We start from the raw sequence: 15,676 nt of genomic DNA on the forward strand, positions 1-15,676 counted from the left end.
GGGTCGACAGCATCGTCGCGATCAGGGGCCGCTCTCGCACCGGCGGCACCTCGGCGTCGGGCCGCAGCAGGCCCGCCTCTTCCAGCGCGCCGATGAACAGGTCGCCCCAGACCTCGCCATCCGCCGCCAGCGCGAACAGCTGCGGCGCCGCATCGGGGTCGGCCAGAACCGCCTGTCGCAAGGCCTCGGCCAGTTCGCGCTGGTAGTCGACGAATTCGGCCCGGGTCATGGGCGTTGCGGCCACCGCCACCGCGGTGTCGTAGGGCATCGCCCTGATTTCCTCGGGCGACGGGTCGATCACGCCCGGGTAGACATGCAGCGCCATGTCGGCGCGGGCCTGCACGCCCGGCCCCAGGCCGAAGGCGAAGCCCGTCGAGACATGGCGCCCGCCCACCAGGCTGGTGGGGTCCAGCACCTCGAACGGGCCCGCCCCTGACAGCGCATCGCCCTGCGCCATGATCGCGTCGCCGTAGCGCGCGCTCCTGCCCGACACGTCGTCGAAGACCAGTATGTTCTCGCCCATCTCGGGGATGAAACTGCGGAAGTGGACATAGGCCGCGTCGAGGTTCGATGCGTTGCGCAGGGCCACGCCGATGGGATGCACGCTGTTCCATTTCGGCATGATGCGGTCCGCGTCCAGCGCGACCTCGATCTGCGCGGCGCGCGGGGGGTCGATCATCACCCGGTAAGGCAGGATCGCGGTGCTGCCATCGGGATTGGTCACCGATACGTCGTAGAGCCCGCGCTCGGCGCCGGTCAGGTCGAAGCTGGCCAGGATGCGGCCCGAGTCGACCACGCGCCAGGCCGCCGGCTCGTGCGCCGCGAAGCCCGGTCGCGACAGGCGCACGGTGGCGCCCTCGGCGAATTGCGCGCCGCGGATCTCGGTCGTGACCCAGGCCCCGGCGCCCAGCCGGTCGACGCTCACGTCGTCGATGGACAGCGGAACCAGTTGGGTTTCGAGCCGGACGCGCGTGGCGCCCCCTTCGAGCCCGCGCAGACGGATGTAGTGATCGCCCGGTTGCGTGCCCGGCACGATGGCTACGGACTGGCCCGCCGCACGGGCGGTGTCGGCGGCAAGCGGATCGGTCGGATCGGGTGGATCGAGATAGCCCACCATCAGGTCGCCCGCCGGCGCGCCCAGCGGACCCTCGAGCGCGGTGAGGCTGGCGCGCAGGGTCTGGCCGAGCGGCACCTCGACCTTCACCAGCCGTTCGACCCCGGGTGCGAGCTCGAACTCGACGGGCTCGGACAGGGACACCCGCGGCACGGTCACGGTGACGACGCGCGGCGTGACGACGGTGTTCGTTGCCTCGCCCGCCCCCTCGGCCACCTCGTCCAGAAGATCGGTCCGCAGCAGGACGCGCCACTCGCCCTCGGCCAGGGCGGGCACACGAATGCGGAGATTGCGGCTCAGGCTTTCGCCCGCGGCCAGCGCGCCTTCGTTGCGCGCCCGAACCAGCAGCACGTCATCGGCGTCGAGCGTTCCGTCCTGGCTGAGGTAGATGGCATCCGACCAGACCGGCCCGGTGGCATTCTCCCCGGCGTTCACGACCTCCCAGGCGATGTCGATCTCGTCGCCCGCGACCAGCCCCGCGGGCAGGCCAACGCCGACCGGCACCAGGTCCGCGGGCGGCGGCGCGTCGATCTGGACCGGAACCAGCGTCAGGTTGTTCGCCTCGCCCGCAGCGCCTTCCAGGACGAACCCGTTCGGCGCGCCCATGCCGGGCACGTCGACCTCGACCGCGATCCGCCATGCGCCGGGCTCCAGCCCCGGCGGCACGCGGAAACGCACGGTCTGGCTCTCGCTCGCGTCCGCATCCAGTTGCAGCGGGCCGAAGCCTCCCGTCAAAGGCTTGTCGTCGACACTCAGAACCTCGTCCCGGGTCAGCCAGAGACGGTAGCTCCAGCTGTCCTGCTCGGCCGGAAGCGGGCCGCCGCGATTGCGCAACGTGACCTCGGCTTCGGCGTACTCGCCCGAGACCAGCCGGGGGGCCAGCGACAGATCGGCCACGATGTCGGGCGCTTCGGCCGGCGTGACGCGCAGGGCGTGCACGAAGACGTTGTTGCCCTCGGCGCTGTACTCGTCGACCTGTCCGGTGGTGGTGTAGCGCAGCTCGTTCAGGGGCTCGCCGTCCACCGGGGGCCCGGTAAAGCGCAGCAGGTCGCCGGTACCGAGGCCCCGGCTCAGCGGCAGGAAGCCCTGGTCCCGGCCGCTGGTGCCCAGATGCGCGGCGTCCGCGATGGCCAGAAGCGACAGCTCGCCTTCGGCGGCGTGGGGAATGTAGACGCTGAACGTCGCGGTGTAGGACTCGCCGGGCGCGAGGACCCTGGGCCCTGCTGGGTCGCTTGCCAGGCTGAACCGGGATGGATCGCCGCCCGCACGCCCCGACAGCGCGATATCCGTCGCGTCGAGCGTGGTGTCGATGGACAGTGCGAGCAGATCCGACCAGCGGTCGACCCGCGTGGCCCGGCCGCCCCGGTTCTCGATCTCGACCGTGACATCGATGGTGCTTCCGGCCTGCGCTGCATCGGGGGCACTGACCGAGGTCACGACAAGGTCCGCCTCGGCGACGCCCACCGCGATGGCGGCCGAGCCGATGTTGTTGTCCGAGAAGGGTTCGTAGACACGCCCGCGATAGGGACCGCCCAAGGCGGTGCTGATCCGGTCGTCCGGCCGGTCAGGGAACTGTTCGTAGGTCGGATAGCGCGGGTAGTATCCCCCGTCCCGGTTCGCGATGACCGAGACGTGGTAGTCGCCCGCCAGCATCGGCGGCAGCGTGTACTGCACCGTTCGGGTATAGCTTTCACCGGCGCCCAGCGGCGTATCCAGCGGCTGGCGCTGGATCGACAGCGGGCGGGCGCGCTGCTGGTTGTCGGGCAGCGGGAAATCGGCGGTAAGCCAGATCTCGTCGGTGACGGTCTCGGTCCCCGGCCACAGCACCGTCGCCCCGACATTGGTCACGGTGTAGGTGACCTCGATCGTGTCGCCCACCAGCGCAGACGGGGCCACCGTCACGTCGGTGACGGCCAGGTCGTTCGGCGTCTCTTCGACCTGCCAAAGTCCGAAGGCGCTGTTGTCGGTCAGCTCGGCCTCGGCGGCGTCGTAGAACTTGGGATTGATGCCCGCCTGCGCAACCACGTAGGCGCCGTCGGCATGGGGGCCGGGATGAGGGTCAGCACAACCGCCCGCTCGCCGACCAACCCTTCGGGCAAGGCGACGATCTCGCGCCGCTCCTGCGTGGTGCCCGGCGGCAGGGTTCCCTGCTCGGTCCCGCTCCACAGGACCCGGCCGGTGGCCTCGTCGCTGATCGCGACGCGCCAGGTGCCGTCGGCCACGCCCGGCCCGGTGGACCGCACGGTCCAGCCGAACTCGACGAAGCCTCCCTCGTCGGCGGCGGGATCGACTTCGAAGGCATCGACCGCCAGGTTGGGAAGCGGGCGCCCCGCGATGGTCAGCGCGCGCGCCAGGCGGTTGTTGGCCAGGGCTGTGTGCTCGTAGACCCGGCCTTCGGGATCGGTCCGGACCACGATCTCGTAATCCCCGTCGGCATAGTCCGGCAGGGTCAGGGTCTCGACCCGCTCGACCGCGTCGCCGGGAGCAAGCTGGCCGAAGCGATCGACCGACCGCGAGGTCAGCAGCGCCCCGTCCGAGACGCGCCGCACCTCGATCCGGTCCCTGACGGCAGTGCGACCCCCGGGATTGAGCGGGGCGGATTCGTCGCCGACATTCTCGATCCGCCACCCCACGGTGATGGTGTCGCCGCCCGACGCGCTCTCGGGTGCATCGACCCGGGTGACGGCAAGGTCCGCGTAGGGCCGCGCGGCAAAGCCGACCGGCGTGCCGGCCACGTTCGCGCCCGCGCCGTCCTCGTAAAGCGTGTCATCCACGTCCGTGGCGACTTCGACCCGCCAGTCGCCCGACAGGTTCTGCACGGTGAAGGACGCGGTCTCGGTGTAGCCCTCCCCCGGCGCCGGCGGCCCGGTCCGGGTGAAGGTGCCGAGCGGCACGATCCGCCCGCTGCCGGCTTCGACCAGCCGCACCGCGTCGGTATAGGCCGCGCCGGTGCCCGTGCCGGTGCCGCGGTTCTCGACCCGCCAGGACACCTCGAACGTGGCGATGGCCCCGTAGACCAGCGGCGGCGCGGTAACCTCGGCGACGACGAGGTCCGGCTGGGCGATGGCCGTGATCTCGATCGGGGTGATGGCGTGGTCGGGCGGTCCGCCCGCCTCGGTCAGGCTGGCGTCGTCGTTGACCCCGAGGATCAGGCGCAGGGGGCCGGCCATGTCGGCGGGCAGCGTCACGCGGCGGGCCACCGCCAGGCTTTCGCCGGGCGCCAGTCCGCCCGCGTCGGTCACGACCTCGGCAAGCAGGCGTCCGTCGGCGGGATCGTCGGTCGGCGAAAGCCAGATGCGATCGACGAAGCTGCCGATGGCCGGCCGCGCGCCGTCGTTGGTGATCGTCCAGTCGAGCGTGATCTCCTGCCCCGCCCGGGCCGTCGCCGGTCCGGACACCGCGACGGACAGATCGGGCGCACCCGCGGGCAGCGGCGTGCCGTCCTCGACGTTCGAGGCCTCGAGCCCCGCTTCGAACACCGCGTCCTCCACATCGGCGATGACGCGCAGCAACACCGGCCCGTCGCGCAGAAGCCGTGGCGGCGTGATCCGCACCTCGGCGCGGTAGCTTTCGCCCGGCGCAAGCGACGCGTCGCGCCGGAAGGTCCCCAGGTCGCCCAGGCTCTGGCCCGTCGCGGGATCGATCAGCTGGATCCGGTCGCGCCACGGGCCCAGCGCGGCGACGCTGCCCGCGTTGCGCACCGTGTAGGACAGGTCGAAGGGCACCCCCGCCGTCAGCCCGTCCGGGCGGAGCACATCGCTCACCACCAGGTCGGCGGCCGCCCGGCTGGCGACGGCCAGTTCGGTCGGAGCCTCGGCGGTATTGTTGTCGGCGCCGTTCGGGCCCTCGCCCACCCGGCCGTCGGCGTTGGTCACCACGAACAATGTCAGGGCGCCGGACAGGCCGCCCGGCAACGTCACGTTGCGGCTGCGCAAGATCGAGTCACCGGCCGCCAACGGGGCTTGCGACGCGATCTCGGCCAGCAGGACGGCATCCGCGATATCGCCCGTGGCGCTGATCAGGATGCGGTCCAGGCTTCCCGCGGGGGCGGCATCGGGCCCGGCATTCGTCACCCGCCAGCCGACCTCCAGTTGTTCGCCCGCGAAAAGCCGCGTGCGCGAGACCGACACGTCGCCCACCGACAGGTCCGCTGCCGGGGCCGACAGGACGATCGCGGTTGCGGGCGAGATGTTGTCGCCGCGGGTCCCGGGCTCGTCCAGCGCGGCGTCGGCGTCGGTGATGACCACGAGCTGCCAGTCCCCGCCGCCCGCCTGCGGCACGACCACCTCGGCCGCGGCCTGGTAGGTGCCCCCGGCGCCCAGCGCCCCGGCGCGCGGCACCCGCGCCAGCAGGATGTCGTCGGGGTCGCCCGGCGTCGCGTCCCGGCTGAGCCAGAGTTCGTCCACCCAGGCGTCGCTGCGGGTTTCGACCGGGCCCGCGTTCTCGACCTGCCAGGACACGTCGATCGTATCGCCCACGCTGGCCGTCGGCGGCGCCACCGGCGCGTCCAGGCGCAGGTCGGCGCGGAGCGGGGGCAAGGCCACCCGGTCCAGCCGGGCGCTGTTCGTCTCGTGGCGTTCGCTCGAGTTGACCGTCACCTCGGTCACGGCGGGCGTGCCCGCGTTGGTGACCACGCGGACCCGCATCTCGCGCGGGTCGGCGCCCACGGGCAGATCCAGCGTGACACGGTTCTGCGCCTGTGCATCAGGGGCCAGGCCGTCGCGCGAAACCGTGGCCGTCACCAGCGGCGACGAGACAGCGTTGCGATAGGATATCTCGACCCGGTCCAGGTGCGCGCCCGCCGGCAGGGTGCCCACGTTCGATGTGGTCCACTCGACCACGACGGGCTCGCCCACCCGCAGCGCCCCGTCGATCCGCAGCCCGGTAACGGTCAGATCGGGCGCGGCGACGAAGCGCAGCAGGTCGGTATTGTCGCTCTCGGCATCGACGGCGTCCGCGCGTTCGTCCACCACGTCCGCGGTGTCGAGGCTCAGCGACAGCTCGAAGCCCGAGATCGCGGCGTCCGGCACCACAAGCGCCACCTGCCGCGTGGCGCTGGCGCCCGCGTCGAGCCGCTCGGTCACCGCCACGTCGATGCTGCGCACGATCTGCCCGGTCACGCGGTCGAGCAGCGACAGGCGCTCGGTCCAGCCCGGCTCGGCCGCGGCATCGCCTGTATTGCCCACCGTGTAGGACAGGTTGACGGTCTGGCCGGGCTGCCAGAGGTCGAAATCGGGACCGGAAAGCTGCTCGACCACGAGGTTGGGGAAGGACGGGACGGTCGCGACGGCAGCGATGTTCGCGACGTTGTTGGTTTCGGCCGTGCCGTCGCTGTTGCGTTCCTCCAGCGCCTGTCCCGCGTCGGTCGTCACGCGCACCGTGATGTCGCCCTGCAGGTCGGCGGGCAGCGTGATCTCGGCGCTGCGCGCCCGGGCGGCGCCGGCGGCCAGCGGGCTGGCCGACAGGTCCAGCGGCACCGCAAGTGTGGCGCGGACGGCTCCGCCCGCATCGAGGATCTCGACCCGCTCGGACAGTTGGCCCACGGCCGGTTCGGTCCCGAGATTGGCGCTGCGCCAAGTGATCTCGAGCGGCGCGCCCGACAGGGCGTCCCCCGTGATCGCGAGATCCCGCACCGACAGGTCCGGGCCATCGCCCTGGCGGCTGATGGGAATGGGGCGGTCCGGGTCCGTCAGGTCCAGGTGGCCCGTCAGGGTGTAGCTGCGCACACCGCCCGCCGCCTGGGCATCGCCGCGCACCACCAGCAGGTAGCGTCCGGTCTCGGACAAGGTGACCTCGCCCGAGGCGCCGCTGGCCGACAGCAGCGCGATCCGTTCGCCCGCCGGAGACCACAGAAAGGCGCGGGTGTCGCGCTGGGACTCGTCGAAGGTGAACGAGACGGCCTGCCCCGCGGTCCCGTCGAAGCTGTAGAGATCGGCCAGGCTGCCGGGATCGAGCCGTCCCTCCACGCGCCCGTCATCGGTCAGCGCCACCGCGTTGGCCGTGTCCAGCACGCGCAGCGCGATCTGGCCCTGCACGGGCGGCGGGTTGAAGCCTGTGTTAGGCTCGGCCGTGACGACGACCCGCCAGGTGCCGGGCCCCAGGACCAGCGGCGATTCCTCCAGCGTGCCGAAGGACGAGGCGTCCAGGTCCCAGGTCGCGCGGGTGGTGCCGTCGGGACCGATCAGCGCCACCTCGGCCCGCACCCCCGCCAGCAGGGTGTCTATGACGACGCGGGTGCTGTCATCGGTCAGGGTGAAGGCCGTCTCGCGCACCTGTCCGGCCCCGTCGAAGGCCATTTCCACCCGTTCGCCCAGGGCGATCGGCAGGGTCTGCGGCACGGTCCGCAGCCGCAGCTCGGCCGTCTCGGTCGCGTCGGGCGCATCGACGATCAGGTGATAGGTCCCGGTCGCACCGATATCGATCCGGCGGGCGGGGGCGGGCCCGACGCCAGATGACACGATCCGGCCGGCGTCATCGGTCAGCCACCACCGGGCATCCTCCTGCGACAGGCCCTCGATGGTGTAGCCCTGGCCGTCCTGCAGCGCGACACGCGCGCGCAGCGCGGCGCCTTCGGCCGCGGCGGTCAGGGCTTGGGCCACGTCGGGCTCCAACGCGGGCGCGTCGGTCATGTTGGCCAGGACGAATTCCAGCCGCTCGGCCGTGCGGGCGTCCCGCACGATTTCGAGCACGTAATCCCCGGGGCCGAGCGCGGCGAGCGGCTGCGCGTTGGCGGTTGCGGTCCCCTCGGCCCGCAGCGCGCCATCGGCGTCGAAAATGCGCCAGCTGTGTTCGGCCCCGCCGGACAGGGTGTCGAAATGCAGCAGGCTCTCCTGGGCGAGCGTGAAGCCGTGGCGCGACCGAGCGGCCGGGGCAAGCGCGGGACCGGTGGTCGTCCCCCCCAGCGCCAGCGCGCCGCCGCCGGCTGTCAGGTCGTGGACGACCGCGGTCAGGCTGTGGGGTTCCGTGGTCCCGTCGGTGCGGTCCCACAGGACCGCGTAGGTGCCCGCACGCTCGGCCACCAGCCGGTGGAACGCCATGTCCCCCCTGTTGCGGGCCACGACCGACCCGTCCGGCCCGATCACAACCGCCGAGACGTCGCGGGTCAGCGCGCCGTCCGTGACCTCGATCCCGAAGGGCTGCCCCGCCGCCAGGTCGAAAGTCACACCGCCGGCCCGCGCGCCGGGGTCGAGCGTGACATTGCTGGCGGCGCCCAGCCCGGCCTGCGGCAGCGCCGACAGGTCCACCAGGCGGAAGCTGTGATCGGTCGTGCCGAACCGGTTCGTCGTGGCGATCAGCTCGTACCGGCCGGGCGACAGGCGCAGGGCCGGCGGATCCGGCTCGCCCGACACGAAACTGGTCGAGACCGGGTCGAGCGGCCGCGCCAGCCGGTCGGGCTCGCCCTGTTTCTTCAGGTAGTAGGTCGCCGTGCCCGAAATGCGGTCCAGGAACACGGTGGTGTCGGCGTCCACCCCGAAGGTCCACCGGCTCAACGCCTCGCCGCCGGGATGCGACAGCACGGTATCGCCCAGCGGCAGATCGGCCCCGGTCCAGTCGCTGCGGGCCACGCGGATGGCGGCGATGTCGTGGTTCGCCGTGGCGCTGCCCACGCGCGCGCCGAAGGCCAGCCGCAGGTCCTCGATCACGAAGCCCGGCAAGGCGTGCCCGTCGATCAGCACGACACTGTCCGCCCCCTGTCCCAGCGACAGGGTCAGCCGAGCCCCGTCGCCATCGGCCGCCAGCACGGCGTCGAGCTGCCGGAAGGCCGCGACCGACAGGTCGGCGGTGGCCGCGGGAATGTCGAAGGCGTCGACACGGGTGTCGACAGTGGTGCTGCCGGGCTGCCGTCGCAGGTGGGTGACTTCGATGCGGTTGCGCGCCATGTCGATTTCGAGCGTCAGGCGACCGGCGCTGCGCGGCGCCTGCGCCCGGTCGGCCAGCAGCGCCTCGGGCACGACGCCCCCCGCACCCGCCGCCGCCAGCGGAAGCCACGCCATGACGAAGGTGCCGCCCGCCGCATCGGTGACCGACGGCTCGGCCCGCCAGTCCAGGCTCACCTCGTGACGGTCGAGCCGGCCTTCCATGGCGAAAGCGGGCAGGATCCACGTCTCGGTGTCGGTGTCGGTGTCGGCCAGTCCGGCCAGGCGATAGACGTCCTGGCCATCCACCTGAACCACGCGGCCATCGGTGCCGCGGACGGTCTGGGTCGCGAAATCCCAGCCCGGCGTGGTGAAGTCGATCTCGGCGGCGCCCGGGTCGGCGGCGCGGGTCAGATCGGTGAGCTGAAGGGCGTAATTTTCGGTGCCGGGATTGCGCAGCGGATCGGCGCTGACATTGCCGTCGATCCGGATGACGTATCGCCCGGCCGTGGGCAGCACGACCACCGGTCCGTCCGAGTTGCCGCCCCCCGACCACATCTCCGAGCCGTCGGGCCCGAGGATCGTCGCGATGCCCGAGAAGTCCGGCGCGCCGCCCGGCCGCACCCATTGGGGCCGCACGACCGCCGGCGCGTCCAGATCCACCACGTGCAGAACGGCGCCGTGGCCCTCGTCGGGCACCTCGCCCTGCATGACCGCGCCAAGGACGGTCGGCGCCTCCTCGAGCCGCAGCGCGTAGCTGACCTCGAGCGGCGTGGTCCCGAACGGCTGCCAGGTCTCGACGATCCATGTGCCCGCGCTGGCACGCCAGGGACCGGGCGCATCCCGGAAGGTCGAGGCGTTGAAATCCGACCAATTGCCCTCGTGGATGACGGTGCCGTCGGGGTCGACAAGACGCATCCGCAACCCGCTGTCGGCCGCGATGGCGTCCGGCGCGATCCAGCCATCGGCTGCGACCTCGAACCGGTCGCGCAGCAGCGTGCCGTCCGTGCCGGGACTGCGCGTCACCAGCGTTCCGGGGGCGACGTCGGCGGTCACGATGGGCGGTTCGGGCCGCGCGCCCTGCGCGGGGATCGGGGTCAGCGAGCTTTCGGTGCCCGGCGCAAGGAAGGCGATCACGTCACCGGCGATTGCCGCGGGGTCCGAGCGCGACGCCTCGCCCAGCAGATTGCCATCGGCATCGATGCGCCAGAGCGCCGTCGGCGTCACCTCGCGCGTGCCGTCGAAGAAACGGGCCTGTTGACCCACGGCAAGCGCCAGCCGGACGAACCGCCCCCGGTCGGTGTCGGGCAGCACGGTCCGTTCCAGCATGGTGAGACGGGGAATATCCGCCAGGGGCTGCACCACCATGGACGCCTCGGTCGTGCGGGTCCAACGCAGCGTCCAGTCGCCCGCCGAAAGCTGCAGCAGGTTCTCGTTCGAGTTGATCTGGCGGACCGTTCCGTCGGGCGCGACAAGCTCGAGCCGGCCGTTGCCCAGCCCTTCGACCGCGACGACAGCGGCGGCGTCCAGCGACAGGACATGCACGGCCGGATCGTCCTGGAAATCGGTCGTCGCGCGCAGCACGCCGTCGCCGTCGGCGGCCATCGTCGTATCCGGACGCGCGCCCAGGCGAAGCCGCAGCCTGTCACCGGCTTCGGGCGGCAGGACACGCACCACCTGTGGCCCGGCCGTGTCCACGGTCCAGCGCCCGTCCGCATCGGGCAGAGCCACGCCATCCGCACCGAAGATCGCGGTCGCTGAGGACGGTGTCGTGGTGTCGATGGCGACCCGCGCCCCGGCCGGTGCCGCGGCACGGTAGAGCCGCCCGTCATTCCAGGCCCGGGCCAGCGTGGCGTCCGCGTCCAGCGCGGGCAGATCCTGCAGGCGGCGCAGGTGGAAGGATCGCGCCGCGTCGGACTCGATCACCGCGGTCCAGTCGCCGGCCCCAGGGTCACACCTGCGGCGCCCTGGACGATGTCGACCCTTTGTTCCGCACCGTCCGGGGTGCTGAAAACCACGGTCGCGCTGTCACCCGGGCGCCAGTCCGACAACGCGTCCAGCCACAGGGATGTCTCTTCGGCAAGGGCGAAGCGGTGGCGCACCTCGACCGCACCGCCCCCGACCGGATCGGACAGGAGCGGCGCGGCAGAGATGCGCGAGGCCAGCGTGACATCCGCCCCGCTCCGGGCCGTGCCCGGCAGCGCGCCTTCGAAGTCCAGGTCCAGCAACAGGTCCGCGGCATCGGCGGCCGGCGGCGTGGTGACCAGCGCCGCAATGGCCGCGTCGTCCAGCGCGGCGCCCCATATCCGCAGGTCGTCCATGGCACCGGCGGCCCCGGCGCCGATCCGCGGCGCGGCGGTGGCCCCGGGCAACGCGCCCAGGGTCACGGATCGCTGCAGGCTTCCATCGACGAAAAGCGCCGCTGTCCCGTCGGCCGTGATGCGCACGGCCACGTGGTGCCAGTCGCCCGGGGTCCGGCGGGTGAAGTCCGACAGCTCCCGCGTGCCCGCGCCATCGGCGATCTCGACCTCGAACCGGTCCGCGCTCACGGTCAGCTCGATGCCTCCGATCGCCAGGAGGCTGCCCCGTGTCGAATCGTCGAACCTCACCCAGGCCTCGACGGTGCGCGCGCCGTTGGGGGCCGGTGCGCCGTCCACGGCGGCGCCGATCCCGTCCAGGCGCAGGACCTGACCGCCGCGCTCGGCCAGCCGTTCGGCCGGCGCGCCGGTGCCGGTCGTCACGTCGATGTCGACGGTCCGGATCTCCACCGGCGTGAGCGTGGCGATCGTGTTGCGGAAGCTGCTGCTCGCGTCCGTGGAGACCACCGCCATCTCGGGCAGACCGGGCGCCAGTCGCTGTCGCGGGTCCTCCGGCAGGTCGAGCCGCGCGCCAGTCGCCACGTCGTAGAACGCCACCGCGTCGGCATTGGACAGGGCGAAATCGACGGGCGCGTCGCCGGTCGCCGGCACCCGAGCCACGAAGATGTTGCCGGAGCCAAGATCGGTTTCGCCGGCCGCCAGCAAGGGCGCCGTCGCGAAAGACTGCCAGCGCACGATGTTGGTGCGATCGAAGCGCGGGGGCGGCGCCACGATCCGCCAGGTGCCTTCGCCCAGCACGGCGACGGCCGTGTCGTCGCGCGACCAGTCGTCCGGTCCGAGCAGGACACTGCCATCTGGCGCGATCAGCGTCGCGTCCTGCAGGTTCCCGACGGACATGAGATGCGGGCCCGGCGCGGTCACCGGGATATCCCACACGACACCCGCCCCGGCGACCGTCGACACGGTGTGAGCGATGTCCGGCGGAAGACTGGACGTCTGCGGTGGGGTCAGCGCCACGGTCACCGGGGACGTGCCGTCGTTGTCCCGCGTGCTGTAGGCCAGGACGGTGGCCTGCCCGCCCTGCCCCGCAAGCGGCATCCACGCGTCGCCGCGCACGACACCTGTCGGGTCGATAATGACGGCTGCGACCGGGAAACTCCGCGCGACGTCCAGGGTCTCGTAATCGGTGACCTCGATCGTGCCGATCAGCGGCGCGGCGCCCTCGGCCGTCGATACATCGACCGTCTGCCCATCGCTCAACGCCTGGGCCGTGCCCAGGTCGAACAGTCGCACCGACCAGTCGTCGGGTTGCGCCCAGAGCCGCAGGGTCGTCGCGCCCGCCGGCAACGTGAGCGCCGGATCGTCGACGCGGTTGCCGACGTCCAGCAAGGCCAGCCCACCGGACCACAGGACTTCCCCGTCCGCCCCGATCAGCGCCGCCGATCCGCTGCCCGAGGTCTCGAAGATGGCGGGGGTCTCGGCGTCGAGATCGATCGCCACGTCGAACACCTGTCCGTCCTCGGGCGCGGTGCCGACGATGGTGCCGCCCAATGCCAGCGCGCCGGTGCCCCCCACCTGCGGGCTGCCCAGCTCGAAGCTGTAATTCAGCGCCGTGCCCGCCGCGCCACGCCCCGCGAAGACCACGGTATAGCGGCCGGTCTGCGCGGCGGTGCCCAGAATCCGGTCCTCGTATTGCGAAATCGCCACGCGCGATCCGCCGGGATCGTAGATCGCAACGGTCGCCGCGTCGGGGTCGGCGTCATCGAGAATGTCGATCAGGATCGATTGGCCCGCCTGGAGGGTCAGGCTGTGCAGGGCCGTCGCGCTGGCATCCGCAAGCTCGCCCGAAACGGCACCGTCCGGTGCGTCCTCGGCCTGGGCCAGGTCCCGCAGGGCAAAGCGGACGGGCCCGGGCGCGCGGCCCCCTTCGATCTCGACCCGGTAGTCGCCGGGCGTCAGCGTCAGCGGCTCGTAGTCCACCAGATCCGACGCACGCCGGTCCGTGACCTCGCCATCCGGCCCGAAGAGTGTCAGGCGCGCCGAGTCCGGGGCCTCGACCAGGTCGAGCAGGATCTGCCGCTGCTCGTCCAGCGTAAAGGTCCACGCCTCGCGCTCGTGCGGGGTGTCGAGGCCTCGCGCTCGTGCGGGGTGTCGAGCTGCGCCGTGACGGGGGCGAAGTCCGCCGAAAGCAGGATCCGGTCCTCGAACGTCTCGAGCTCGGTCTGCGTCGGATCGACGATATGATCGGAAGTCCGCGCGGTTCCCAGAAGCCGACCCATGGCGGCCGCGATTCGCTTTTTGCGGGACTGGTCGGCCCCGGGGGCCGAGTGACGACGCTTCAATATTACCTCAAAATATTACAGGATTTCACCATGGTACGGATCACAGCGAGTCGACGAAACTAAATCACTCAATGCGGTGAGGTTAAGGACGGATGCGATGGAAAGTCAACGCAGCGGATTGATCCCGTGGATCGTGTTTTTCGTGGTCTCGTCGGGGGGATCGGCCTGGGCGCAAACGGCCGAGGATTGCCTGCTCGAGCCATCGGCCGAGCTGCGCCTGGCCGTGCGGACACCCGGCGTGGTCGCCAGCGTTCATGCCGCGCGCGGTGATGCCGTCGGCGCGGGCGATGTCCTGCTGACACAGGTCGATGAAGTCGAGCGGGCCCGACTGAACGTCGCGCGCGGGCGTGCCGAGGATCGCGCCACGCTGGACGGGATCGTCGCGCGGCTGGACGTGGCGCGCGCCCAGCGGGACCGCATCAGCGCGCTGGCCGAAGGTGACCTGGTCACGCAGGAACGGCTGGACGCCGCCGAACAGGACGTGCTGAGCCTGTTGCAGGAGCGTGCCGCGGCCGAATCCACGTTGCGCAGCGCCGCGCTCGAGGCCGAGGCGGCCCGCGCCGCACTGGATCAACTGGTTCTGCGGGCGCCGCAGGCCGGCGTGGTGACCGAACGGGGCCTGGACCCGGGCGAATTCGCCGACCAGCAGAGCCCGGCCTTCACCGTGGTCACCCTGGACCCGCTGCACGTGCAGGCGTGGATCCCGGCCCGCTACTGGGGCGGCGTCGCCCGCGGGGACGTGGCGCAGCTTTCGGTGCCGGCCCGCGGCGACGGGCGATTAGAGGCGGACGTGATCGCCGTGGACCCGATCCTCGAAACGGTGTCCGAGACGTTCCGCGTGACCCTGGCCTTGCCCAACCCCGACAGCCGCCTGCCCGCCGGCCTTCCGTGTACGCTCTACCTTCCGATCGGTGGCTGACCGGCACGCCCTTCCGGCCGCGTTTCGCCGCCGGACGCGCGCGCATTGCCGATGGCGGGCCGTGTCATCGGCCGGGACCGTCCGCGCCGGGACGATCGCAGACGGGCGGCAGCGTTGCATCTCTCGACGACGACCTGCCTCGATGCTGCGGGACGGGGCCGCTCGGTATCTTTCCGCGCGCCGGATCGGTCAGGAATGACTCGGCCCCGAGACCTCGGCGTTGGCCCGTTTCGACACTCGGACCGCAGCTGCCGGACGATTTCCGCAGGTGCTGAGTGGAAGGGGTCGGCGACGGCTTTCCGGGGGGCGCACAGGCGACGACCTTGATCGCCGCGCGCGGGTCTAGCCGTTTCATCCAGCACGGCGAAAATACCGGCGCATGCGACACCGGCTGGTGCGGCCATCGGTTGCCGATATCCAAGGCCCAGAGAAGGGGACCCGTCGCTTCCGGCCTGGTGTTCCCCGGCCATCGGCTCCGGGCTGCCAAGACCTTGGGACGGGCATGAACTCGCCTGCAGCGCGCGGGCCCGACCGTCTCTGCGACAAAGGTGCCACCACGCCTGCCACGCGATCTCAGGCGACCCCGGGCTTCGGGTCGGCGGGCGCGTCCCAATCCAGACCCTTTGCCGTTCAGCCCCTCCCGCCGCCTGCCCGGGCCGGATGGCCGAGGCCGTAGAGGCGATCTGTGGCGCATCTCCAGAAACCGGGGTGCTCCTGAGACACCCCCGATCCGCGAGGGCTGTCTGTCCCGTCGCCGTCGCATCCGTAACGGCCGCCGAACCGAGCGCCCGACGCAGACCGGTCGCGCGGGCACCCCCGCCCTACACGATCGCGAGCTCCCAGATGGTCACGTCCATGTCGTCGAAGCGGAAATACTCCACGTTCGCCAGGCTGTCGGTGCCGTCGGGGCCGCTCACGGTGACCTCCGTGCCCGAGCTCCGCGTCAGCGTGTAGCTCGCCCGGTCGCCGTCGAAGAGCGCGTAGTCCGAGCCCGCCCCGCCGTTGATCGTGTCGTCGCCCAAGCCCCCCTTCAGGTAGTCGATCCCGCCATAGCCGAAGAGGAAATCATCCCCCCCAAGCCCGTTGAGCTGGTTGCGCGCCTCCGACCCCGTCAGACGGTCGTCGAA

6 protein-coding genes (1 of these 6 running past the window's edge) are annotated in these 15,676 nt (G+C 71.8%); 1 reads left to right on the plus strand and 5 read right to left on the minus strand.

The window, feature by feature from the left end:
* The 4 genes in view from BUB76_RS14780 to BUB76_RS18370 are tightly spaced (at most 50 nt apart) and all read right to left on the minus strand, a layout consistent with a single transcriptional unit that may run on beyond the window.
* Positions 1-3,139, minus strand: partial view of an Ig-like domain-containing protein gene (locus BUB76_RS14780; protein WP_073129559.1) — the start only. Its footprint begins 18,434 nt before the window's first position; only the first 3,139 of its 21,573 coding nucleotides appear in the window; the start codon lies at positions 3,137-3,139; the stop codon falls past the left edge of the window.
* Complete coding sequence (locus BUB76_RS14785) at positions 3,082-10,896, minus strand: CARDB domain-containing protein (protein ID WP_073129560.1); 7,815 nt, start codon at positions 10,894-10,896, stop codon at positions 3,082-3,084. The genes BUB76_RS14780 and BUB76_RS14785 overlap by 58 nt, the downstream gene beginning before the upstream one ends.
* Entirely contained in the window at positions 10,893-13,268 is a 2,376-nt protein-coding gene (locus tag BUB76_RS14790) for a LamG domain-containing protein (protein WP_073129561.1), read from the minus strand. The genes BUB76_RS14785 and BUB76_RS14790 overlap by 4 nt, the downstream gene beginning before the upstream one ends.
* Before the next feature lie 50 nt (positions 13,269-13,318).
* Positions 13,319-13,567, minus strand: a complete 249-nt coding sequence (locus tag BUB76_RS18370; RefSeq protein ID WP_073129562.1) for an LEPR-XLL domain-containing protein — start codon at positions 13,565-13,567, stop codon at positions 13,319-13,321.
* Between the two features lie 160 nt (positions 13,568-13,727).
* Between BUB76_RS18370 and BUB76_RS14800 the strand changes: the two genes are divergently transcribed.
* Entirely contained in the window at positions 13,728-14,549 is an 822-nt protein-coding gene (locus BUB76_RS14800; RefSeq protein WP_073129563.1) for an efflux RND transporter periplasmic adaptor subunit, read from the plus strand.
* Between the two features lie 821 nt (positions 14,550-15,370).
* Here the strand turns inward: BUB76_RS14800 and BUB76_RS14805 are convergent.
* The coding region (locus BUB76_RS14805) for a calcium-binding protein (RefSeq protein WP_373280059.1) at positions 15,371-15,676 on the minus strand (306 nt) is incomplete at its 5' end.

This window comes from Palleronia salina, assembly GCF_900141995.1.
Classification (GTDB): Bacteria; Pseudomonadota; Alphaproteobacteria; order Rhodobacterales; family Rhodobacteraceae; genus Palleronia; species Palleronia salina.

Coding starts and splice junctions, on each gene's coding strand:
- BUB76_RS18370 (WP_073129562.1), bottom strand. CDS start 13,567: ATGGGTCGGCTTCTGGGAACCGCGCGGACTTCCGATCATATCGTCGAT.
- BUB76_RS14800 (WP_073129563.1), top strand. CDS start 13,728: ATGGAAAGTCAACGCAGCGGATTGATCCCGTGGATCGTGTTTTTCGTG.